Source organism: Pseudomonas sp. GW821-FHT09C09 (assembly GCF_059418105.1).
In genome coordinates this window covers 601,592-624,313 of the sequence record NZ_JBWKPF010000002.1, presented here as the reverse complement: position 1 = coordinate 624,313, position 22,722 = coordinate 601,592, and the positions used below count along the sequence as shown (strand labels likewise).

Sequence of the window (22,722 nt, the reverse complement as noted above, 5' to 3'; positions counted from 1 at the left end):
CTTGCTCCTGAGCTTGTTGTTTTTGTCGCAGCAGGTTCAAAAAATCTGTTGTTTGCACTGGCCTTATCGCGAGCAGGCTCGCTCCCACACTGGATCGGATTCCAACTCAGAACCCTTGTGGGAGCGAGCCTGCTCGCGATTGACGGCCTCCAGCTCAGCCGAAAGTTCGGATCGGGTCGGCAGTCCTTCCATGTCGCCTCGGCTCTGCACCGCCCGGCTGCCAATCCAGTTGGCGCGTCTGACGGCTTCCGGAAAACTCTGGTGCTCCAGCAGGGCGCTGATCATCCCCACCGCAAATCCATCGCCGGCGCCGACCGTATCGACCACGGTCTCGACCGGCACCCCGGCGACAAACCCCTGATCCAGATGCGTTCGGTAATACGCGCCCTGCGGCCCGAGCTTGATCGCCACGGCTTCGGCACCCTGATCGAGATAAAACGCAGCGATATCCGCCGGGTCTTCAAACCCGGTCAGCAACCGGCCTTCGCTCAAACCTGGCAGCACCCAATGGGCGAGGGCGGCGAGGCGGTTGATCTCGGTGATCATCTCCCGCTCACTGCCCCACAGGCTCGGGCGCAAGTTCGGGTCGAACGACACGCTGCGCCCGGCGTTGCGCATGCGGGTCATCAATTCACGGGACATTTCCCGGGCCGATGCGGACAGCGCCGGCGGAATGCCGGTGGCGTGCAGATGCCGGGCACTTAATAGCGTCGGGGTAATCGACTGCGGCGACATATGACTGGCCGCCGAACCGCGACGGAAATACTCGACCGTCGGATCGCTGCCGTCATCGTTGCGCGACTTGAGCTGGAAACCGGTCGGGTGCGCGTTGTCGACTTCGACATGGCTGCAATCCAGACCTTCGCGGACCAGGGTCTCGACGACAAATCGTCCCAGCGAATCGGCACCGACCCGACTCAGCCACGCAACATTGAAACCCAACCGGGACAAACCGATGGCCACATTGCTGTCCGCCCCGGCAATCCGCCTGTGGAACTGGTCGACGAATGCCAGATCGCCGCTCTGTTCGGCGACAAACATGGCCATGGTTTCGCCGAACGACAGAATATCGATCTCAGACATGAGCAGGCTCCAGGCAGGATTGGCCGAGGCGGGCGAGGGCGGCGACGTGTTCGGTGGTGAGTTGCACCAGGTCATCGCCCTGCAACGGATACTCGGCGGCGCGCATGACACCTTGGGCCATGTGCCGCAGCAGTTGTTCCCACAGATGCAGGTCAGTGGCGGCGGGTGGTACGGCTACGAGTTTGCCGTCGGCACGGCGGGCCACGGCTTTGCAATGCACGTAGCCGACGTGGCGGCCCAACAGTCGTGCGGCGCTGGTGGCGGACTGGTCTTGCCACTGCCAGTTGCCGATGTCGAAGGTCATCTTGATCGGCAGGTTGTGTTGTTCGACGGCGGCAAAGAAGCGCTGGAACGGTTCGATTCGACCGCCGTGCAGGGTCTGATCGTTTTCCACCAGCAATTGCACCGGGCTTTGCGCAAGGATCTGCGCCACCGCCTGCAGATCGTTGTTGTCGGTGAAAAAACCAAGGGAAACCTTCAGCCACTTCGAACCGAACGCTTCGGCGTTTTGCAGTGCGGTGATGAGTTCGGGATTGGGCCGCGACTGTCCGGCGAGCCACAGTTCGGTGGGCGAGGAGTAGATGCTTTGCAGGCCTTGAGCTTGCGTGGCGGCGGCGAGTTGCCCGGGGACTTCGTTGGTCAGCAGCTCTTCGCGCCATTCGATGCGATTGGCGCCGGCAGTGGCCAAAACCTCGATGAAAGAGCCTTGGCCACGACGGCGTACAAGGTCAGCGCCGTAGCTGGAAAGACTGATGGAAACGTCAGGTTTATTCATTGTTATCTACCTCTGAAACCGGTTTCATTTTTGTTCAAAAAAATTTGGGTGGCCCCGTACGGCCTTATTCCGCCTTGCTGCGCGTCGAACCACGCTCGACCAGCACCGGTGCAAAATCCACGGTTCGCGCCGCCTCATCATTCCCACGTAAACGCTTGAGCAAGCATTCAAATGCCTGCGCCCCAATCTCGGCGGTTGGCTGGGCGAGGGCGGTGATCCCGCTGCCCACCAACGGATACCAATCCAGATCATCCAGCGCGATCAGCCCGACATCCTCGAACAGCCGGCAGCCGATATCGCGCAAGGCCAGTGTGCAAGCCAGCGCCGCCACGCCATTGGCGCAGAACAGGGCTTTCGGGCCGTTATCAGGTGTGTTCAAGAAGGTGTGAAGATCGTTCGCAAGGCTTGAGCCGGTCTCCAACACCGCGCCATGCATGCCTTCGCGCTGGCCAATCTGCTGCTGAAAACTGCTGACCCGTTCGATCCGCGAACTGGTGCCGTCATAGGGTTCAGTCACCAGCAGCACATCGCGATAGCCGCGTTGCTCAAGATGTTCCAGAGCCATCTCAATGGCTTGCGGGTTGTTCAACCCGACCATGTCGCTCTCCAGCCCGTCGACCTTGCGATCCACCAGTACCAGCGGCATTTCCCGCTTCAACTCGTCCAGTTCATCCCGGTGATGGCCCAGGGTGTTCACGATCAGCCCTTCGATGTTGTACGAGCGCAACAGCGCCAGGTGCTGGCGTTCCTGCTCGTCATCGCGGTCGGTGTTGCACACCACCAGGCTGTAGCCGTGTCGACGGCAGGCGGTTTCCACCCCGTGCATCACGGCAATCGAATAAGGGTTGCGGATATCGGCTACCAGCATGCCGATCAGGCGGGTGCGGCCGCGTTTCAGGCCTCGGGCCATTTGATTGGGGCGATAGCCGAGTTCGGCAATCGACTGCTCGATGCGCTGGGCGATGGCATCGGAGAGCAGGGCACGGTCGTCGCCGATAAAGCGCGAGACGCTGGCCTTGGACACGCCCGCGTGTTCGGCGACGTCGAGCATGGTCACGCGGCTGCGCTGGGCGGCGGAGAAATCGTTCACGGTTGAGTCTTCTTATTGTCTGAAACCGGTTTCAGGAGACAGGATAATGACCACTCCCGTCAAGCTGAAAAATTTCTAAATAATGAGCAAATCCGACCAGCGGTAGCGAGACCTGTCAGATCTGACAGTGGGCGATATTCCTGCATGAGCGCTTAATAAACACCATCTCGTTAAGTTGTATTTGCGTTATAGAGGCAGCCCCCAATGTCCGAGAAAAAATCACCGGCTGATGAAAAAACTGTGGTCAGCCCCGCCTCAGCTGATCCTGTCTCGATACTGGACTATGCACCTCCCGGTGTCGTGGAAGTCGATGCGAACTGGGTCATCCTCGATATTGCCCATCAAAATGGATTGACTGTAATTGTTCCACGATGGGATTCACCTTCCCCGGACGGATTGCCGAATGAACTGTATCTGTATTTGAATGGCATGGAGGTTTTTCACGGTACTTATATCAGCCCTCTCACTCAGCCAGAGTATCGTCCGGTCATTGATCCGAAGTACTTCTCGATCGATGGTACGTATCGACTTACGTATGAAACTGTTACCACCGGTAATCACGCTTATTCCGATCCCCGGGATCTTACTGTCAGGCGATTGCCTGTGGTCTTGCTGCCTGAGCCCGTTTTCCCGGCCGCTACACTGTGGGGATACCTGAACTGTTCTACCCAGCCGCCAATTTGGGTGGTCGTGATTGTGCGGATTCCGTTACCCACAAAAACAAACTGGCAGGTAGATGATGAACTGCATCTTTTGTGGTCAGGATATAAAACACTGAATGGATCCGGAACTGCGCTTTTCTCGCATACGGTGATTAAAACACTGACAGCGCAGGATGTGATTGGCGATTATGAGTTTCGAATAACTGATTTCAAGAATTTTATAGAGCCGTTGGAAAAGGACGCCTCAGTCCTCGCGGTATATTCGATTTACCGTAAAGGATCACTTATTGCCAAGTCCGCTGCGGGACTCGTAAAGATTGATCGTACCATCCCCGGGAAAAGTTATTTCTGTGGATCATGATCAATGGCGTGTGTTCGATGTTGGTTAATGAAATGTGTTAGTGCGGGTATCACTACTAGACGAAAGGAACTGTCACATGACAATCGATATGAAGTTGAATGCGGTTCAACAGGCTGCCGAAAACTCTCGGGTAGCACTCAGGCAAAAAAGACTGAGTGCAGGCGGAGTACAGGCGGATTCACCGAAGCCCGTGATCGTCGGTGTGCCGGATGGAGGCACGGTTCCGGTCGCGTTGTTAAAAAGTACTGCGGCGCAAGCGGGAACCACGACAGCCGCTCGCCAGCCGGATCTGCCTGTCACATTGAGGGTTTCCGGCTGGGAGTTTCCGAATGACCGGGATATGGTGGTGATCGAGGGCTACCCTTTTAAGGACGGTGTGGATGATCCCGACAAGCCGGAGGAATGGGCTTGGGAAGTACTCCATACTGAAGCGGCGCCTCCGGTTGCAAATCGCCCGAGCGCCTGGAACGTCACGATACCTGCGGGCAAATTGACGGACCTTCCAGCTACGGGATCAGTTTCGCCCACGCACTGGAAAATCCAGAGCTCCGGATCCTTGGATGGCAACCCGCAATACTCTGAGATCGCGGATTATTACGTCGATATTTATGCTCCTTTTCACAACAAGGGCGATGTACGACTCGCCCCTCCAACTCGTATCGACTTTCCGTTACCCCCCGGTGCCAAAATTGATAGCGCTTATCTGGGAGCCATCGCAACCACCGGGATGGAATTCACGCTCCCGGTCACTGACGCCAAGTGGGACCGCAAGGCGACGGATAAGGCCTTTATTTATCTGAGTCCGAACTTGCGGCCATCACGCCAGCTTGTACCCACGTTGATTGTTGACCCGGTGCCTGCGGACGGAAAAGTCTCAATACCCGCATCAGAGATCGGCAAACTGCCAAACGGAACCTGTTGGCTGATCATGGCCTATGAGGATGTGGCCGGTAACCGCAGCCTCGATATGCTTGCCAACAGCCGAATCGTCGAGTTTGTGCCCCTGCCTGTGCCTGCGCCTCCTGTGGTTGATGCCGCTAGCCAGGCCGGAGATAACACGATCGATATCAAGGATGCCGAGGATGCCGAGCCAGACGGTATCACCGTCAGGGTCACTCGACCGCTCAATACTCAAGATACGGATCAGGCTACGGTCTTCGTAGAAGGCTATGAAACCCTTGATCTTGTTCCGCCGGTGGACGCGTTTGGAACCAACAATGAGTTGGTGTTCAGAATGAAGTACGCAGATCTTAAGTTGATCTATGCCACTGAAACGGGGGGAGACCCGGATGCCCGGGAAATTCCTCTGAGTTTCAAATGGACCTGGGTACGAGGTGTCCAGACCAAAGACTCCCCGCCGGCTACGCCGGATCTGGATTTGTCCTATCCAGGTGACAACCCGGATGAACCCAGCGTGATCAACCGCAATTTCGCCAAGGTACAACTGCGTGGTGTCGACAATCTGCTCAATATCCTTGGGCCAGGTGACCTGGTTACAAATCCGAAGGTCGTCATCCCTATGCCGACTGGCAGCGCCGAATTGCCTGCCAACACTGTTGGTACCTGGTATTACAACGGGAAGCCGATCGCCGAATTTTCCCCTGATGGATTGACTCAATATGAAGGTGAGCTGCCGGCTGCAGAGGTTGTCAGCGGTGGTGCGGGGGACAAGCTTACATACTGGAGTTGTTCGTATATCGGTGGCATCAACCTGCAACGCTCACTCGATGAAACGGTGACCGTGACAACGGTCAGAAAAGAGGTACCAGCTCCTGAAATTGAAAGACTGTATCTCACCACAACGATCAACTGCCCGACCGTTGGATTTGTCAGGGGAAACAAACCTGAATTCCCTTCTCTCACATTCAAGACAGCAGCAGGCCCGGTTCTGGCAGGCTTGAAGAGCATCACTGCGCATTGGGTCGGAACAAGTAATGCTGACGGGACGGGGCCGATCGCCGGTACGGACCAGGATGTTGTCATTCCAGTGACGGGTAATGAAGCCACGACGGGGATCGTTGGGTCGATTGCTGAGTATCTGACTAAAATCGTACCTATCCAGACTCGGCCGGATCCTTTCCCTGCGCCCCCTCCACCCATTACTTATGCATCGCTCAAGTATTCGGTGGAATGGACAGACGGTACAAAAGCCACTTCGAACGCCACCGTGAAAATGGTTTCACTGGTGAACGGCAATCGTGAGTTCTGTCACGAGGTGAGGTGACGCGTACGGAGTTCCATGAATGACAAGGAGGCATGAAAGTGCCTCCTTGCGTTATCTGTCTTCGGATAGATCCGGATTTACCCTCCATGACTTGAGGATTAATCCTACATAAACGTAGGCGGCTGGTCTGTAGTCTTGCGTGCGCTTTCGGGTCGGACTGCTCTGATGAGTGAGTCATCCTGGTCAACAATATGATACCTCCGAGTGGTTATTCTTATGGCTTCGCACATTGGTTCGACAGACGTATCTGTTCCTCACAAAGAAAAGCTGTGCCTTGTTGCACTTTCCCTCCTGATTACATCTTTTGCCGAGGCTCGACCCATTATTGTTGACGAGACTATCAACAACGGAGCGCCTGTGGAGGATTTCATTGTTGGTCAAGGTGCGACGTTAACAGTTAATGACGCTACCACTCTTAATATTTCTACGAATGCGGCACAGTTGGTGGTCAATACTGGCACGTTGCAGGATATCAGAGCTAATAATGGTTCCACTGTCACGCTTGACAAAGCGACCGTCATTGCTCGAGCAAATCAGCCAGGGGTCACAATCACCAACTCGACGGCAACGATCAACAACAGCACCATCACAAGTGATGGTGCTGGGCTACAAGTTGCTCGGGTGCCCAATTCTCCACTTACGACGGTGGTCTCGTTGTCCGGTAGCACTGTAATGGGTGGGACAAGTGGAGCCGTGGTCAGCGCACAAACCACACTCAATATGAGCAACTCAGACCTGGTGTCTCAGAGCTCTACGGGCTACGGATTGCGTCTCGCGAGTGGAGATGTCTTCGCTAAAGGGGGGCGAATGGAAGGCGGGCTTAACGGCATACTTCTGAGTGGCGATAACTTCATCAGTCAGGCCAATACACTTGTACTGGATGGCACGAAGGTGACAGGGGGAAGTGGCGCAGCTATTTCCGTGGACCCCAGCGGACGCCCAATTGCTACCAATATCCATATACTCAATGGCGCCAGTTTGACCGGCGGGAATGGTAATTTTCTGGAAGTCGGTAACGGGGGAACGGTAAATCTTACTGCTGACAATGCCGTACTGAAAGGCGATGTGGTCGTGACAGGTGGAGCAACCACCAATATTTCTTTGCAAAACGCCAGTTCGTTGACTGGTAATCTGAATAACGTAGCAGTGATCAGCTTGAATAATCAAAGCTCTCTCAAAGGGAATGTGGTCGGTGGCGTGGCCGGCGGTTCCTCAGTGCTGATTGATAACGGCTCTGCGATAGTCGGGGATATTGTTAATTCTTCGCGTGTAGATATCAGCAACGGCTCCCGGTGGACCATGGCAGGTAATAACCAGCTCAATAGGTTGCACCTCAATGGCGGTAATGTTGTTCTGGGTACTGGTGGCGATTTCAAAACGCTGGATATTGTCAACCTGTCTGGTAATGGTTTGTTTGATATAAGAGCAGATTTTGCAGCTGACAAGAGCGACTTCTTCAATGTGACCGGTACGGCGACAGGTAATCATCAACTGCGGGTAGCCGCGAGCGGAACTGAATTTGCAACAGGCAACGCGGTAAAAGTCGGTAGCGTTAACACGGGAGATGCCGCATTCAGCCTGTATAACGGGCGACCGGTAGATGCAGGCGCTTTCACCTATAAACTATTGAGCGAAAATGGCGGGGTGTACCTGGCGCCAGACAAGGAAGTCGTCAGTACCGGTACCAATGCAGCTCTGGCGATTGCCGGCACCGCGCCGACTATCCTGTACTCGGAAATGACGACGTTGAATAGTCGTCTTGGTGACCGACGGTTGAGTGGTAGCGAGCCCAATACCTTGACGCGGGCCACTGGCGAATCCCCCTCCGGTGTATGGATCCGCAGCTATGCGAACCAGTACAACGTGGCTAACGCCTATGGTGACGGTTTCTCACAAAAACAGCGTGGGATATCAGTGGGTGCCGACACGCCATTTCCGTTTGGTGATGGACAATGGCTAATAGGTGGATTCGGTGGCTACAGCAAGACGGATATGGATCTGAAGTGGGGGAGTACTGCTGCCATCGACAGTTACTACGCGGGTGGTTATTTGACCTGGTACGATGCTCGAAGTGGTTATTACGTCGACACAGTGAGCAAGATCAACCAGTTTGACAACAGTTCCAAAATCACCATGAGCGATGGAACTCGCACCAAAGGACACTATAAAAACCTTGCTGTGAGCGGCTCTGTTGAAGTGGGTAAATATGTTGCGTTTGATAACGGAATTTTTATTGAACCTTTTACCCAGTTTGCCGCTGCCGTTGCGCAGGGCAAGGACTACACGCTCGATAATGGCATGCGAGTGAGCAATGATCACGCACGCTCACTCGTAGGCAAGGTAGGGGCATCGGTCGGTAGTCAAATTCGCCTGGATCGCGGCGGAGAACTGCAGCCTCGGCTAAAGGTAGCCCTGGCGCATGAGTTTATAAAAAATAACGAAGTCAGTGTAAATGGGACCGACTTCACTAATGACCTTTCGTCCACAAGCGTGGAGTTGGGCGCAGGCATTAACTGGGTCCCAGCGCGGAAAAGCTGGCAGGTATACTCCGAAGTCAGCTCCAGCAAAGGGAAGACGGTCAGCCAGGAATGGGGCGCAAGTGTAGGCTTGAGTTACAATTTCTAGAATAAAAAAGGAAGCGATTGCTTCCTTTTTTGTTTTTCCATGAAACGGGTCAAATGACAGAAGTGCTGTAAGTCAGATCCCCGGAGATCATGAATGACTGTCCATCCGTATCACTGACTGTGATGTCCATCTTGCCTGATATGTTGCTCAATTCATCTCCTTTGTAGCCGAGTGTCAATATCACCGTGCCTTTCGTCGCTGTATGAATATACGGCTCTGGGTCAGAGGTGTCGGTATAGTCGATGTACAGACCCTTCGGGTCGTCCGGAATAAAAAATTCGCCTGATTTTGATTTTTCTGGAAGGGCTAAAGTAATAGTTTTCTTGTCAACTCGATTCTCATCTACTCTTACGGTGTATTCGGCAGCAAACACCCAATAGTGCCCACCTAGGTCCGGTAGGTCTTTAAGCTCAAGAGTGAAAAATTTTGCGGCGAAATCTTCAGTGTCTCCATTGCGAAGTACTTTTGCAGTGAATGAGTTGACGAGTCTGATTTGTGGTTTTACTAGCGCATTCATGAATGTTTCTCCAGAGTTAAGGGGGAACTAATCCATAAGCCGGATCCAGCCTAAAGCATGGATGGACTATATAAGCGCGAGTACTTGATTTTGTATACTGTCAGAGTTGACAGGTAGGCAGATGGAAGAAAGTATGGATTGGTTTTTATACATTTCCGCTATATAAAAAACAAGCATCGTGACAGATTGGATATGCGCCATCGACTTTGGAAAGAAACTTTCATTAGCCGAACAAACCAGCAGCAATATTAATTGAGAACCCCAGAATCGCCGTGTTGAACACAAACCCGATCAACGACTGTGCCAGCACGATCTTGCGGATCTCCCGCGTTGCCACACCGACATCCGCCGTCTGCACCGCCACGCCGATGGTGAACGAGAAGTACAGGAAGTCCCAGTAATTGGGTGTGGTCAGCCCCTCGGCAAATCGCAGCGCCGGCTCCTTGCCGTCCCAGGTGTAAAACAGCCGGGCGTAGTGCACGCAGAAAATCACCCCGATCAGCAGCCACGAACCGATCACCGTCAGCGCGGTAAAACCGTAATGCAGGAGTTTGCGGGTGGTTTCCAGATCCTTGCTGCCAGCCAGCTCGACAGTAATGGTCGCCAGGCTCGCCAAAGCGGCGATGCAGACGACAAACAGCACCAGCCCGGCATTTTCATCCTCGACTTCGGCAATGCGTTTGACGTCCGGCGCTTTGGCGCGGATGGTCAGCCAAAGCATCAGGATCAGGTACGTCCAGACCCCGGCGTTCCAGCCGATGAGGATTTTGCTGATGACAGATTCCGCCGGGGCCAGGAGGCCTGCGGCAAGGCCGAGCAACGCGGCAGCGGAGAGGCGAGGGTGGGTGCGGGCGAGGAAGCGCATGGGGACTCGATGGGCCAGGGTGGTTCAGACACCTTAGCCCAGCGCGGCGACCTCTGGCCACCGCGCCGGGAGCAATCAATCAGGCTTGGTGAACCGGCGCACAAGCTTGATCACGACAACGAAGAACACTGGCACGAATATCACTGCCAATGTTGCGGTAATCATCCCGCCAATCACCCCGGTACCAATCGCCTGCTGGCTCGCCGAACTCGCGCCCGTGGCAATCGCCAGCGGCACCACGCCCAGAATGAACGCCAGCGACGTCATGACAATCGGCCGCAACCGCAGACGCGCCGCTTGCAGCGTGGCATCAATCAGATCGTGACCTTCGTCATACAGGCTCTTGGCAAACTCGATGATCAGGATCGCGTTCTTCGCCGACAGACCGATGATAGTGATCAGGCCGACCTTGAAGAACACATCGTTGGGCATCCCGCGCAACGTCACCGCCAGCACTGCGCCAAGCACCCCGAGCGGCACCACCAGCAGCACCGAAGTCGGAATCGACCAGCTCTCGTACAACGCCGCCAGACACAGGAACACGATCAGCAACGAGAGGCCGAGCAGAATCGGCGCCTGGCTGCCGGACAAACGTTCCTGCAACGACAGACCGGTCCATTCCTGACCCATGCCTTTCGGCCCTTGCGCTACCAGACGTTCGATCTCCGCCATGGCTTCGCCAGTGCTGTGGCCGGGTTTCGGTTCGCCGGAAATCGAGATTGCCGGGTAACCGTTGTAACGGGTCAGCTGCGCCGGGCCCTGAGTCCAGGTGGCTCGGACGAATGCCGACAGCGGTACCATTTTCCCGGCGTCGTTGCGCACGTGCATCTTCAGCAAGTCATCGACCTGACTGCGACGGTCGCCTTCGGCCTGTACGACCACGCGTTGCATCCGCCCCTGATTGGGGAAGTCGTTGACGTAGGAAGAGCCAATGGCGGTGGACAGCACGTTGCCGACGTCGGCGAAGGAAATGCCCAGCGCGTTGGCCTGTTTGCGGTCCACTTCCAGCTGCACTTGCGGCGCTTCGGCCAGTGCGCTTTCACGGACGTTCATCAGAATCGGACTTTTCTCGGCGGCTTCCAGCAGTTGGGTGCGCGCCTCCATCAGGGTCGCATGACCGAGGCCGCCACGATCCTGCAGACGGAACTCGAAGCCGCTGGAAGTGCCGAGACCGTCAACTGGCGGTGGCAGTACAGAGAATGCCATCGCGTCCTTGATCTGGCTCAGGGCGATGTTGGCACGCTCGGCAATCGAGCTTGCCGAGTCGTCGCTGCCACGGTGCGACCAGTCCTTGAGTGTGGTGAAGGCCAGTGCGGCGTTCTGCCCGCTGCCGGAGAAACTGAAACCCAGGATCACCACGCTGTCACTGATGCCCGGCTCACCGTTGTTGTGGGCCTCAAGCTGTTCGGCGACCTGTACCGTACGATTCTTGGTCGCGCCCGGCGGCAACTGGATGTCGGTGATGGTGTAACCCTGATCTTCGACCGGCAGGAACGAAGAGGGCAGGCGCGCGAAGCACAGGCCCAGGCCGACCAGCAACACAACGTAGATCAGCAGATAACGACCGGTGCGTTTCAGCGCGTAACCGACCCAGCCCTGATAGCGATCGGTCAGTTGCTCGAAGCGGCGGTTGAACCAGCCGAAGAACCCGGTCTTCTCGTGATGCTCGCCCTTGGCGATCGGCTTGAGCAAGGTTGCGCACAACGCCGGGGTCAAGGTCAGGGCGAGGAAAGCCGAGAACAGGATCGAGGTGGCCATCGACAGCGAGAACTGCCGGTAAATCACGCCCACCGAACCCTGCATGAACGCCATCGGAATGAACACCGCCACCAGCACCAGCGTGATGCCGATGATCGCGCCGGTGATCTGGGTCATCGCCTTGCGCGTTGCTTCTTTCGGCGACAGGCCTTCGGTGGCCATGATTCGCTCGACGTTCTCCACCACCACGATGGCGTCGTCCACCAGAATGCCGATGGCCAACACCATGCCGAACATGGTCAGCACGTTGATCGAGAAACCCAGCGCGAGCATGGTCGCGAAGGTGCCCATCAGCGCCACTGGCACCACCAGCGTCGGGATCAGCGTGTAGCGGATGTTCTGCAGGAACAGGAACATCACCGCGAACACCAGCAGCATCGCTTCGCCGAGGGTGTAGACCACTTTAGTGATCGAGACCTTCACGAACGGCGAAGTGTCGTAGGGGATCTTGTATTCCACGCCCGCCGGGAAGTAGCGCGACAGTTCATCCATCTTCGCCCGGATCAACGTTGCGGTGCTGAGGGCATTGGCGCCCGGCGACAGTTGCACGCCGACGGCGGTGGACGGCTTGCCGTTCAGGCGGGTGCCGAACTGGTATTCCTGACTGCCGATCTCGACCCGCGCCACATCCTTGATGCGCACGGTGGAGCCGTCCGGGTTGGCCTTGAGCACAATGTCGGCGAACTCTTCCGGCGTCGACAGTTGTCCCTTGACCAGAATCGTCGCGGTGATTTCCTGGGTGCTCGGGTTTGGCAGATCGCCGATGCTGCCCGCCGAAACCTGGGCGTTCTGCGCGACGATGGCGGCGTTGACGTCGGCCGGCGTCAGGTTGAAACCGATCAGCTTCTGCGGATCGACCCAGATCCGCATCGCCCGCTCGGCGCCATACAGTTGGGCCTTGCCGACACCGTCGATGCGTTTGATCTCGTTCATCACGTTGCGCGCCAGATAATCGCTGAGCGCTACGTCGTCGAGCTTGCCGTCGCTGGAAGTCAGGGTGATCAGCAGCAGGAAACCGGCGGAGACTTTCTCCACCTGCAAGCCTTGCTGATTGACCGCTTGCGGCAGGCGCGACTCGACCACTTTCAGGCGGTTCTGCACATCGACCTGCGCCAGCTCCGGGTTGGTGCCCGGCTGGAACGTGGCCTTGATCGTGGCGCTGCCCAGACTGCTCTGCGATTCGAAATACAGCAGGTGATCGGCGCCGTTGAGCTCTTCCTCGATCAGGCTGACCACGCTTTCGTCGACGGTCTGCGCCGAGGCGCCCGGGTACACGGCATAGATTTCGATCTGCGGCGGTGCGACGTCGGGGTACTGCGCCACCGGCAATTGCGGGATGGCCAGCGCACCGGCCAACAGGATGAACAATGCGACGACCCAGGCGAACACCGGGCGGTCGATAAAGAACTGCGGCATAGAAGAGCGTCCTGCTTACTGACCAGAGGTCTGGGCAAGTGGAAGAGGGGTGTCGTCGATCTGCACGGTTTCGCCGGGGCGGGCGTGCTGCAGGCCTTCGATGACCACGCGGTCGCCGGCCTTCAGGCCACCGGTGACGATCCAGCGGTCGTTCTGCACAGCGCCCAGTTGCACGGGTTGCAGGGCGACACGCATCTGATCGTCGACGGTTAGCACCTGCGCGACTCCAGCGCTGTCACGTTGCACGGCTCGTTGCGGCACGGTGAGGCCATGCTGGATCACGCCTTGTTCAAGACGCACGCGAACATAACTGCCGGGCAGCAGATCGAGGTCCGGGTTGGGGAATTCGCTGCGTAGAACGATCTGCCCGGTGCCCGGATCGACCGTGATGTCGCTGAACAGCAACTTGCCCGGCAGCGGATAGAGGCTGCCGTCGTCCTGAATCAGCGTGGCCTTGACCTGATCCTGGCCGACCTGCTGCAACTGGCCGGAACGGAAGGCCCGGCGCAATTCATTCAATTCACGGGTCGACTGGGTGAGGTCGGCGTGGATCGGGTTCAGTTGCTGGATCAGCGCCATGGGCGTGGTTTCGTTCTGGCCGACCAGTGCGCCTTCGGTGACCAGGGCACGACCGACACGACCGGAAATCGGCGCAGTGACGGTTGCGTAACCCAGATTCAGTTTCGCCCGTTCTACAGCGGCCTTGTTGGCGGCGACGTCGGCGGCGGTCTGCCGGGCGTTGGCGCGGGCGTTGTCGTAGTCCTGAGCGCTGATGGCCTTGTCGTCGATCAACTGGGCGTAGCGCTGCTCCTGCAGTTTTGCCTGGAACGCATTGGCCTCGGCTTTGCGCAGGGCGGCTTCGGCGCTGTCCAGGTCGGCCTTGAACGGTGCCGGGTCAATGCGAAACAGCACGTCGCCCTTTTTCACATCGCTGCCTTCGCGATAGGTGCGTTGCAGCACCACGCCGGCGACCCGGGCGCGGACTTCGGCAATGCGCGGTGCGGCAATGCGCCCGCTTAGTTCGCTGCTGATCGACAGGGGGCGTGCCTCAAGGGTTTCGACCCGCACGGTGGCCGGTGGCGCCTGTTCCTCAGTGCTCGAGGATTTACCACAGGCACTCAGCGTCAGCGCCAATGCGATCAGGCCGAGCCCGGCCAGCAGATTCTTCGACATGTACAACCCCCAATATTGATCTGCGCATCCTACGGCCAGGTGCCGAAGGTAGCGGTGAAGCTTTGTAGGTGCTGTGTGAAATTGTGTAAGGGTTTTGCTCAGGGACGAGTGAGGGCGTATATCCTTTACGCCTTGAAATTTATTGCGACATGACCGTCGCTATCGCTCGCTCTGGACACCTCAATGCCCAACATCCTCCTGGTCGAAGACGACACCGCCCTCGCCGAACTGATCTCCAGCTATCTCGAGCGCAACGGCTATTCCGTCAGCGTGATCGGCCGGGGCGACCATGTGCGCGAACGGGCGCGGCTCAATCCGCCGGACCTGGTGATTCTCGACCTGATGCTGCCGGGCCTCGACGGTTTGCAGGTCTGTCGCCTGTTGCGCGCCGACTCGGCAACGCTACCCATCCTGATGCTTACCGCCCGCGACGACAGCCACGATCAGGTGCTGGGCCTTGAAATGGGCGCCGACGATTACGTCACCAAGCCCTGTGAGCCAAGGGTCTTGCTAGCGCGAGTACGCACGTTGTTGCGCCGCAGCAGCCTCGGCGAACCGATGACCGCCAACGACCGCATCCTGATGGGCAATCTGTGCATTGATTTGTCCGAACGCACCGTGACCTGGCGCGAACAACCGGTGGAGCTGTCCAGCGGCGAGTACAACCTGTTGGTGGTACTGGCCCGTCATGCCGGTGAAGTGCTGAGTCGCGACCAGATCCTGCAACGCCTGCGCGGCATAGAGTTCAACGGTACCGACCGTTCGGTGGACGTGGCAATTTCCAAGCTACGACGCAAGTTCGACGACCACGCGGGCGAAGCGCGCAAGATCAAGACCGTGTGGGGCAAGGGTTATCTGTTCAGCCGTTCCGAGTGGGAATGCTGAGTCGATGTTCAGAATCCTGTTTCGCCTTTATCTGGTGACGATCGTTTCCTACAGCGCGGCAATCTATCTGGTGCCGGATCTGGTGGTAATGGCGTTCAGGGATCGCTTCGTGACTTACAACCTCGACTATTCCCGGGGCCTGCAATCGCTGATCACCAAGCAGTTTCGCGCGGTGCCGCAGGATCAGTGGCCGGCGGTCGCCGCTGCGATGGACAAGGACTTCCAGCCGCTGCACATCGTCCTCGCCCGTATCGATAACGCCGACTTCACCCCGATCGAGCAAGAACGCCTGCGCCGTGGTGAAAACGTGGTGCGCATCGGCGACTGGGGCTGGCGTACGCTGGCGGTGACACCGCTGAACGACCAGGTCGCCGTGCAAATGGTGGTGCCGCCGGATCCGATGGACGTGAACTTGCTGTACTGGAGCATCAACGTTCTGATCGGTGCGAGTTTGCTGGCGTGCCTGCTGCTCTGGCTGCGTCCGCACTGGCGTGACCTGGAACGCCTGAAGGGCACCGCCGAGCGTTTCGGCAAAGGCCATCTGAGCGAACGTACGCAAATCGGCTCGAGTTCGAACATCGGCAGCCTGGCCAACGTCTTCGACACCATGGCCGGCGACATTGAAAACCTGCTCAATCAACAGCGTGACTTGCTCAACGCTGTGTCCCATGAGCTGCGTACACCACTGACCCGACTGGACTTCGGACTGGCGTTGGCGCTGTCCGATGATTTGCCACAAACCAGTCGTGAACGCCTGCAAGGTCTGGTCGCGCACATTCGTGAACTGGATGAGCTGGTGCTGGAGCTGCTGTCCTACAGCCGCCTGCAAAACCCGGCGCGCTTGCCGGAGCAGGTCGAAGTGGCGCTGGACGAGTTCATCGACAGCATTCTGGGCAGCGTCGACGAAGAACTGGAATCACCGGAAATCGTCATTGATGTGTTGCTGCACAATCAACTGGAACGCTTCTCCCTCGACCCGCGTTTGACGGCTCGCGCGATTCAGAACCTGCTGCGCAACGCCATGCGCTATTGCGAAAAACGCATTCAGATCGGTGTGCAGGTCTGCCCGAAGGGCTGTGAGATCTGGGTGGATGACGATGGCATCGGCATTCCGGAAGACGAGCGGGAGCGAATTTTCGAGCCGTTCTATCGGCTGGATCGCAGCCGTGACCGGGCCACTGGCGGGTTTGGCCTGGGACTGGCGATCAGCCGTCGGGCGCTGGAAGCCCAGGGCGGGACGTTGACGGTGGAAGGTTCGCCGTTGGGTGGGGCGCGGTTCAGGCTTTGGTTGCCGACTCCGGTTTGATTCGATCGCTCCCGCGTATGGCGCGGGAGCGATCCGTGATCAGAGCAATTCAGTGGATTGAATCAACCCGACCCCGGCCACTTGCATCCGTTCTATCGCCGAGGCCAGTGATCCATTCATATCGATCGCCCGACAGGCATCCAGCACCACAAAGGTATTGAACCCCGCCGCCCGTGCGTCCAGCGCGGAGAACATCACGCAGAAATCCAGCGCCAGCCCGACCATGTACACCGTGTCGATGCCGCGTTCCTTGAGATATCCCGCCAGCCCGGTAGTGGTCGTCCGGTCCGCTTCCAGAAACGCCGAATAGCTGTCGATGTCCGGGTTGCAGCCCTTGCGGATGATCAGTTGAGCGTGGGGCAGATTGAGTCCCGAGTGAAACTCGGCGCCGCGTGAGCCCTGAATGCAGTGATCCGGCCACAGAGTTTGCTCGCCGTACGGCAATTGAATCACGTCGTAAGGCTGGCGACCGGGATGGCTGGAGGCAAATGAGGCATGACCCGCCGGATGCCAGTCCTGGGCAATGACCACTTGCTTGAACTGTTCGGCGAGACGGTTGATCAGCGGAACGATCCGGTCGCCCTCGGGCACGGCCAGTTGGCCGCCCGGTATGAAATCGTTCTGTACGTCGATGACCAGCAGGGCTGTGCGTGGCGAAATCGGCATGAATCCATCCTTCTTGAAAAATCACCCAGGCAGCATAGTGACAAAATTCTTTAAACGTTCAGCCGGGTCTTAAACATTTTCGCCATCTCTTCGAGCTCGGCCGGCGGGTTATGCCCGATCAGCATCCACGCGTGCTCACGTTCGGTCCAGTACACCACGTTCATCCCGTGCCGACGCTCATGGGCCAGCGCCTGACTGCCGCTGTTGGACCGCGTGACACACAGTGCCAGCGGGCCATGGGTCGCATCGAGCCAAGTCATCTGCGCAATCGGCACGCCGTCGTATTCGAGCAGTTGCGCACGTTTGAACTGCGCACCGGGCAGTTTCAGCTTCGCGGGCGACAAGTTCAGGCCCAGTCGAGCGTCAACCGTGCGCAACTGCGCCAGTTGCGAGGCTTCGTCGGTGGCCAGATGTTCAAGGGTTTGCGGCACGTACAGCGCCATGTAATCGCCCACCCGCTCGCGCCAGCCATGCGATTGCTGCGCTTGCCAGCCGAGGAACAACCGATCCGCCGCGACGCCCGCGAGCACCATGCCCGCTGCTGCTGTGCCGATGAACCAGCGACGACTGAAGCCGGGGCGTTGCGGGGAGGGCGCGGCATCCAGCCGGGCTTGCAGGCGATCGAGCGGTGCCTGTCGTGCCAGCTCATCGTAGGCGTCGCGATAGGGCAGGTTGCTGCGGCTCAGCCACTGTACCCGAAGATTGAGCAGCGGATCGTCGGCGATGAGACTGTCGAGCTGGCTGCGTTGTTCGCCGTCGAGCTCGTCGTCCAGATACGCCACCAGTTGCTCGTCGGAAGGCGTATTCATTGCCGGTCTCCTGCGGGGGTGTTCGGTACCGCATGCAGCGGTGGGTATTCGGCCAGTTTCAGGCGGGCGGTGGCGAGGCGACTCATGACCGTGCCGATCGGCACTTGCAGGATCTCGGCGACTTCGCGATAGGACAGTCCTTCGACGTAGGCGAGATAGACCGTTTCGCGCTGGGTCTCCGGCAGCGCATCGACGCGGCGGATCACCTGTGCCGCCATGACGTGGGTCTGTGCGGCGTATTCGCCGTCGAACGTCAGTTGGCTGTCGGCGTCCACCACACCCTGGCCCTGGCGCACCCGGCGGGCGCGCACTTCATTGAGCCAGATCGAATGCAGGATGCTCAGCAGCCAGCGATCCATGCGCGTGCCGGCTACGTACTGGCCTGAACGTTCAAGCGCCCGCACGCAAGTGGCTTGCACCAGATCCTCGGCCACGTGCCGATTGCGCGACAGCAGCAAGCCGTAGCGCCACAAGCGCGCCAGGTGTTGTCCGAGTTCGGCTCTGAATGCCTGATCGCTGAAAATGTTCGCCTCCGCGTGTCGTGTCAGGTTTTCGATGAATCGTTGATGGCTTCGGCCAGGTCCCGGTATTCCTCGCAGGTCGTGCCGCAGATCTTCTGGATATGCTGCAATTGCTCCTGCGCCAGATCGACCCGACCCTTGATGACATAAGCCTCGCCCAGATATTCGCGGACTTGCGCGTACTGCGGATCAAGCTTCACCGATTGCAGGTAATAACCGATGCCTTCGTCGGTGCGGCCCAGCTTGCGCGTGGCGTAACCGCGATAGTTGAGGGCCTTGGCGGTGTTCGGCTGTTTCAGGGTGTCGAGCAAGGCCAGGGCTTCTTCATAGCGACCGTCCTTCGCAAGACGATAGGCGTAGTCGGTGCGGTCGGCATCCGGTACCAGGCTGCTGGTCTGCGTCACGCATTTCTGCGTTTTGCTGTCGTACACCTGACCTTTCGGGCAGTTGGGTTTCTGCACCGGCTCGTCTTCATCACCGTGGGCCAGGGCCAAAGAGCTGGACAACATGGCGGCCATCAGCAACGGGGCGGCGAACATAACGGAACGGATAGTCATGGGCAAGGCTCCATAGTGGGGTCATGTGTCACGTTGAACACCGCAAGGTGAAGTTTTATTCATTGCTTTGTCAGGTGCCATTCAAGGAAAGCTCAAAGTCGCGGGCTATGCTCGTGTCGTCTGTCGTCAATCCGCCGTTCTACCCCGGGAGTTGCGCCATGAAAGATCAGGTTCACCACTCCGCTGCCGCCGGTTACAAGACCGCAGCGGAAACCTACGTCAAAGGCCGGCCGGACTATCCGCCGGCGGTCACCGATTGGCTGACGACAACACTGGACCTGGACGGCCACAAGACTGTTATCGACCTCGGCGCGGGTACCGGCAAGTTCACCGGACGACTGGTGGCGACCGGTGCCCAGGTGATTGCCGTGGAGCCGGTGGCGCAGATGCTGGCAAAACTGTCTGCCAACTGGCCCGATGTGCTGGCCGTGAGCGCCATGGCGACGGATTTGCCGCTGCCCGACGCTTCGGTGGACGCGGTGGTCTGCGCCCAGGCCTTTCACTGGTTCGCCAGCACCGAGGCGCTGGACGAAATCGCCCGGGTGCTCAAGCCCGGCGGCAAGCTCGGGCTGATCTGGAACCTGCGCGATACCCGGGTCGGCTGGGTGCCCAAGCTCGATGCCATCGTCAACGCCCGGGAAGGTGACACGCCGCGTTACTACACCGGCGCCTGGCGCAAAGTGTTCCCGCATCCGGCATTCGGGCCGTTGCAGGCCGAACATTTTCACCATGGTCATACCGGCTCGCCGGAAGATGTGATTTTCAACCGGGTGCGCTCCACCAGTTTCATCGCGGCGCTGCCGGATACAGAACGTGCGCGGATCGATGAGCAGCTGCGGGCGTTGGTTGCGTCCGATCCCGAACTGCGAGGTCGGGATGTGATGACCGTGCCTTACGAGACCGCAGCGTTCGTGGCGGTGAAGGGCGGCTAGAGTCCTGCATTTGGCCGAACCGCCGTTCTGAGGCCTTGATATAGTTCAGGCCTCATTTTCAGACCGGTAAAGGATTTCTGCCATGACTCAATACACCGCCTTCAGCGTCGAACTGGCCGACAACATCGCTCATGTGCAGATCAACCGGCCGGAAAAGATCAACTCGATGAACGCTGCGTTCTGGAGCGAAATCGTCGAGGTGTTCCAGTGGATCGACGACACCGACGAAGTGCGGGTGGTGGTGCTCAGCGGTGCCGGCAAACACTTTTCCTCGGGCATCGACCTGATGATGCTGGCCGGCGTCGCCAATGAACTGGGCAAGGACGTCGGCCGCAATGCACGCCTGCTGCGCAAAAAGATCCTGACCCTGCAAGCCTCGTTCAATGCCGTCGACAATTGCCGCAAACCGGTGCTCGCGGCGATCCAGGGTTATTGCCTGGGCGGTGCGATCGATCTCATCGCGGCCTGCGACATGCGCTACGCCGCCGAAGACGCACAATTCTCCATTAAAGAAATCGATATCGGCATGGCGGCTGACGTCGGCACTTTGCAACGGTTGCCACGGATCATCGGTGACGGCATGCTGCGTGAGCTGGCTTACACCGGTCGCACCTTTGGCGCCGAAGAGGCCCGCGGCATCGGACTGGTCAATCGCGTCTACAGCGACAAGGACAGCCTGATCGAAGGCGTGATGGACATTGCCCGGGACATCGCCGGCAAGTCGCCGATCGCGGTCACCGGCACCAAGGAAATGATCAGCTACATGCGCGACCACCGTATCGACGATGGTCTGGAGTACGTTGCCACCTGGAACGCCGCCATGTTGCAATCCACCGACTTGCGCGTGGCCATGGCCGCCCATATGAGCAAACAGAAACCCGAATTTCTGGATTGAGAAACCATGACATCTCGCTGGACCACCGCAGTACTGGACACCGATCAACCCGGCGGCTGGGCCGTCGCGCGCAGCCCCGAGGGTTTTCTGTTCGATGACAATGGCGCGCTGTTCCCCCGGGAATGGCTCAAGCGCCAAGACCTGTCGATCCTTGCCGAGCACGGTATCGGTCACCTCGATGGCGAGCCGGTCTACCTGCTGGAACTGCGCAGCGCCAGCGAGGTGCCGGGCTGTAACTGGAAAGGCTTGCGGGCGTTCATGCTCGATGGCGATCACACGATCTACAAAGTGCTGGGCTACGCCGCGCAGATCGGGACGTGGGCCCGTGAACACCGTTTCTGCGGCAACTGCGGTCAGCCCATGACTCAGGTGGCACGGGAGCGGGCGATGTATTGCCAGCCGTGCGACTTGCGCAGTTACCCGCGCATCTCGCCAAGCATGATCGTGCTGGTGACCCGTGGCGATGAGGTCCTGCTGGCGCGCTCGCCGCGTTTCGTCACCGGGGTCTACAGCACGCTGGCCGGGTTTGCCGAGCCAGGGGAGTCGGCCGAGGATTGCCTGATTCGCGAGGTGCGCGAGGAAGTCAGCATCGAAGTGAAGAACATCCAGTACATGGGCAGCCAGTGCTGGCCGTTCCCGCACTCGATGATGCTGGGTTTTCATGCCGAATACGCCGGCGGCGAGATTGTCTGTCAGGAAGACGAGATCGAAGACGCCCAGTGGTTCAACGTGCACGATCTGCCGCCGTTGCCGGCGTCCAAATCGATTGCACGTTACCTGATCGACGTCTACGTGGCGCGGCGCTTAGGCCACGCTGAACCAGTGCTGCCAGGCTAGACGCACGGTCAACCCCAGCACCACGGTGATGAATACCGGACGAATGAACTTGGCGCCGCCGCTGATCGCGGTGCGCGCCCCGAAGAACGCGCCGACCATCACCGACAGGCCCATGCTCAGGCCGATGATCCAGTCCACCTGCCCGGAAAACACGAACACCGACAGCGCCGCAATGTTGCTGACGAAGTTCATGCTGCGCGCCACGCCGCTGGCCTTGACCAGATCGATCGGATAGAGCAGCAGGCTGCTGACGGTCCAGAACGCGCCAGTGCCCGGGCCGGCCACGCCGTCGTAGAAACCGAGGCTGAAGCCCTGGCTCGATTGCCACTTCTTCTTGATCGGTGCGTCGCTGTCCAGAGGCGCCTTGGGTGTGCCGCCAAACAACAGGTACAGGCCACAGGCGAAGACGATCACTGGCAGCATCTTGTTCAGCCATTCCGCCGGCAGATAGTGGGCGACGATGGCGCCGGTCAGCGCGCCGACCAGGGTGCCGATGATCGCGTGCATCCACTGCCGTGGGTGAAACAGCTTGCGCCGGTAGAAGGTGAAACTGGCGGTGGCCGAGCCGAAGGTCGAACTCAACTTGTTGGTGCCCAGCACCAGATGCGGCGGCAGGCCGGCGGTGAGCAGCGCAGGTGTGGTCAACAGACCGCCACCGCCGGCGATGGCGTCGATGAATCCGGCAATGAAAGCGACAAGGGCCAGAACGGCCAGGGTGGTGAGGTCAACGCTGAGTTCGAAAGGCATGGAATCGGCTTATTCGGC

The 22,722-nt window shown here is 58.5% G+C and carries 20 protein-coding genes; 8 read left to right on the top strand and 12 right to left on the bottom strand.

The genetic code is table 11. From position 1 onward, the window contains the following. Window positions 1-63 precede the first annotated feature (63 nt). The 3 genes from AC07NR_RS07820 to AC07NR_RS07810 all read right to left on the bottom strand — a co-directional run bounded on the left by AC07NR_RS07820 (window position 64) and on the right by AC07NR_RS07810 (window position 2,948). The gene (locus AC07NR_RS07820; RefSeq protein WP_495078268.1) at window positions 64-1,083 is read right to left on the bottom strand and encodes a sugar kinase; all 1,020 of its coding nucleotides are present in this window, start codon (window positions 1,081-1,083) and stop codon (window positions 64-66) included. Further along, window positions 1,076-1,858: a sugar phosphate isomerase/epimerase family protein gene (locus tag AC07NR_RS07815; protein ID WP_423203536.1), complete on the bottom strand. Its 783-nt coding sequence runs from the start codon at window positions 1,856-1,858 to the stop codon at window positions 1,076-1,078. Before AC07NR_RS07815 ends, AC07NR_RS07820 begins: the two co-directional genes overlap by 8 nt. A gap of 64 nt (window positions 1,859-1,922) precedes the next feature. Beyond that, window positions 1,923-2,948: a LacI family DNA-binding transcriptional regulator gene (locus AC07NR_RS07810; protein ID WP_318653937.1), complete on the bottom strand. Its 1,026-nt coding sequence runs from the start codon at window positions 2,946-2,948 to the stop codon at window positions 1,923-1,925. A 204-nt stretch (window positions 2,949-3,152) separates the two neighbouring features. Here AC07NR_RS07810 and AC07NR_RS07805 point away from each other — a divergent pair, with 204 nt between their 5' ends. The 3 genes from AC07NR_RS07805 to AC07NR_RS07795 all read left to right on the top strand — a co-directional run bounded on the left by AC07NR_RS07805 (window position 3,153) and on the right by AC07NR_RS07795 (window position 8,820). Further along, entirely contained in the window at window positions 3,153-3,971 is an 819-nt protein-coding gene (locus AC07NR_RS07805) for a hypothetical protein (RefSeq protein ID WP_248739817.1), read from the top strand. Window positions 3,972-4,047: 76 nt separating this feature from the next. After that, complete coding sequence (locus AC07NR_RS07800; protein ID WP_495078267.1) at window positions 4,048-6,195, top strand: hypothetical protein; 2,148 nt, start codon at window positions 4,048-4,050, stop codon at window positions 6,193-6,195. A gap of 216 nt (window positions 6,196-6,411) precedes the next feature. Beyond that, complete coding sequence (locus tag AC07NR_RS07795) at window positions 6,412-8,820, top strand: autotransporter outer membrane beta-barrel domain-containing protein (RefSeq protein ID WP_423203535.1); 2,409 nt, start codon at window positions 6,412-6,414, stop codon at window positions 8,818-8,820. 49 nt (window positions 8,821-8,869) lie between these two features. On the opposite strand, the gene AC07NR_RS07790 is transcribed toward AC07NR_RS07795, so the two are convergent. The 4 genes from AC07NR_RS07790 to AC07NR_RS07775 all read right to left on the bottom strand — a co-directional run bounded on the left by AC07NR_RS07790 (window position 8,870) and on the right by AC07NR_RS07775 (window position 14,549). Continuing rightward, window positions 8,870-9,337 carry a hypothetical protein gene (locus AC07NR_RS07790; protein ID WP_248739814.1) on the bottom strand — a complete coding sequence of 156 codons (468 nt, stop codon included), beginning with the start codon at window positions 9,335-9,337 and terminating at the stop codon, window positions 8,870-8,872. Between the two features lie 223 nt (window positions 9,338-9,560). Continuing rightward, entirely contained in the window at window positions 9,561-10,202 is a 642-nt protein-coding gene (locus tag AC07NR_RS07785; protein WP_114883288.1) for a DUF1345 domain-containing protein, read from the bottom strand. 75 nt (window positions 10,203-10,277) lie between these two features. Further along, window positions 10,278-13,376: a multidrug efflux RND transporter permease subunit gene (locus AC07NR_RS07780; protein ID WP_495078266.1), complete on the bottom strand. Its 3,099-nt coding sequence runs from the start codon at window positions 13,374-13,376 to the stop codon at window positions 10,278-10,280. Between the two features lie 15 nt (window positions 13,377-13,391). Continuing rightward, window positions 13,392-14,549 carry an efflux RND transporter periplasmic adaptor subunit gene (locus tag AC07NR_RS07775; protein WP_134827046.1) on the bottom strand — a complete coding sequence of 386 codons (1,158 nt, stop codon included), beginning with the start codon at window positions 14,547-14,549 and terminating at the stop codon, window positions 13,392-13,394. A gap of 183 nt (window positions 14,550-14,732) precedes the next feature. On the opposite strand from AC07NR_RS07775, the gene AC07NR_RS07770 reads away from it, so the two are divergent. Then, the gene (locus AC07NR_RS07770; protein WP_007960391.1) at window positions 14,733-15,434 is read left to right on the top strand and encodes a response regulator; all 702 of its coding nucleotides are present in this window, start codon (window positions 14,733-14,735) and stop codon (window positions 15,432-15,434) included. A gap of 4 nt (window positions 15,435-15,438) precedes the next feature. After that, window positions 15,439-16,740: an ATP-binding protein gene (locus AC07NR_RS07765; RefSeq protein ID WP_495078265.1), complete on the top strand. Its 1,302-nt coding sequence runs from the start codon at window positions 15,439-15,441 to the stop codon at window positions 16,738-16,740. Between the two features lie 39 nt (window positions 16,741-16,779). On the opposite strand, the gene pncA is transcribed toward AC07NR_RS07765, so the two are convergent. The 4 genes from pncA to AC07NR_RS07745 all read right to left on the bottom strand — a co-directional run bounded on the left by pncA (window position 16,780) and on the right by AC07NR_RS07745 (window position 19,293). Beyond that, entirely contained in the window at window positions 16,780-17,406 is a 627-nt protein-coding gene (pncA, locus tag AC07NR_RS07760) for a bifunctional nicotinamidase/pyrazinamidase (RefSeq protein ID WP_495078264.1), read from the bottom strand. 50 nt (window positions 17,407-17,456) lie between these two features. Beyond that, window positions 17,457-18,215 (bottom strand): anti-sigma factor family protein, encoded by a 759-nt coding sequence (locus tag AC07NR_RS07755; protein ID WP_495078263.1) that lies wholly within the window; start codon window positions 18,213-18,215, stop codon window positions 17,457-17,459. After that, entirely contained in the window at window positions 18,212-18,697 is a 486-nt protein-coding gene (locus AC07NR_RS07750) for an RNA polymerase sigma factor (RefSeq protein WP_114886697.1), read from the bottom strand. The genes AC07NR_RS07755 and AC07NR_RS07750 overlap by 4 nt, the downstream gene beginning before the upstream one ends. Before the next feature lie 62 nt (window positions 18,698-18,759). Beyond that, window positions 18,760-19,293 (bottom strand): tetratricopeptide repeat protein, encoded by a 534-nt coding sequence (locus tag AC07NR_RS07745; protein WP_495078262.1) that lies wholly within the window; start codon window positions 19,291-19,293, stop codon window positions 18,760-18,762. A gap of 158 nt (window positions 19,294-19,451) precedes the next feature. Between AC07NR_RS07745 and AC07NR_RS07740 the strand changes: the two genes are divergently transcribed. From AC07NR_RS07740 to nudC, 3 genes are all read left to right on the top strand, one after another. Further along, window positions 19,452-20,225 (top strand): class I SAM-dependent methyltransferase, encoded by a 774-nt coding sequence (locus tag AC07NR_RS07740; protein WP_495078261.1) that lies wholly within the window; start codon window positions 19,452-19,454, stop codon window positions 20,223-20,225. 82 nt (window positions 20,226-20,307) lie between these two features. Next, complete coding sequence (locus AC07NR_RS07735) at window positions 20,308-21,120, top strand: crotonase/enoyl-CoA hydratase family protein (protein WP_248739807.1); 813 nt, start codon at window positions 20,308-20,310, stop codon at window positions 21,118-21,120. 6 nt (window positions 21,121-21,126) lie between these two features. Further along, complete coding sequence (gene nudC, locus AC07NR_RS07730) at window positions 21,127-21,957, top strand: NAD(+) diphosphatase (protein ID WP_248739806.1); 831 nt, start codon at window positions 21,127-21,129, stop codon at window positions 21,955-21,957. On the opposite strand, the gene AC07NR_RS07725 is transcribed toward nudC, so the two are convergent. Further along, on the bottom strand, window positions 21,925-22,704 hold the full coding sequence (locus AC07NR_RS07725) for a TSUP family transporter (protein WP_119428211.1): 780 nt from the start codon (window positions 22,702-22,704) through the stop codon (window positions 21,925-21,927). The two genes, nudC and AC07NR_RS07725, sit on opposite strands and share 33 nt — an antisense overlap. Window positions 22,705-22,722: the final 18 nt, after the last annotated feature.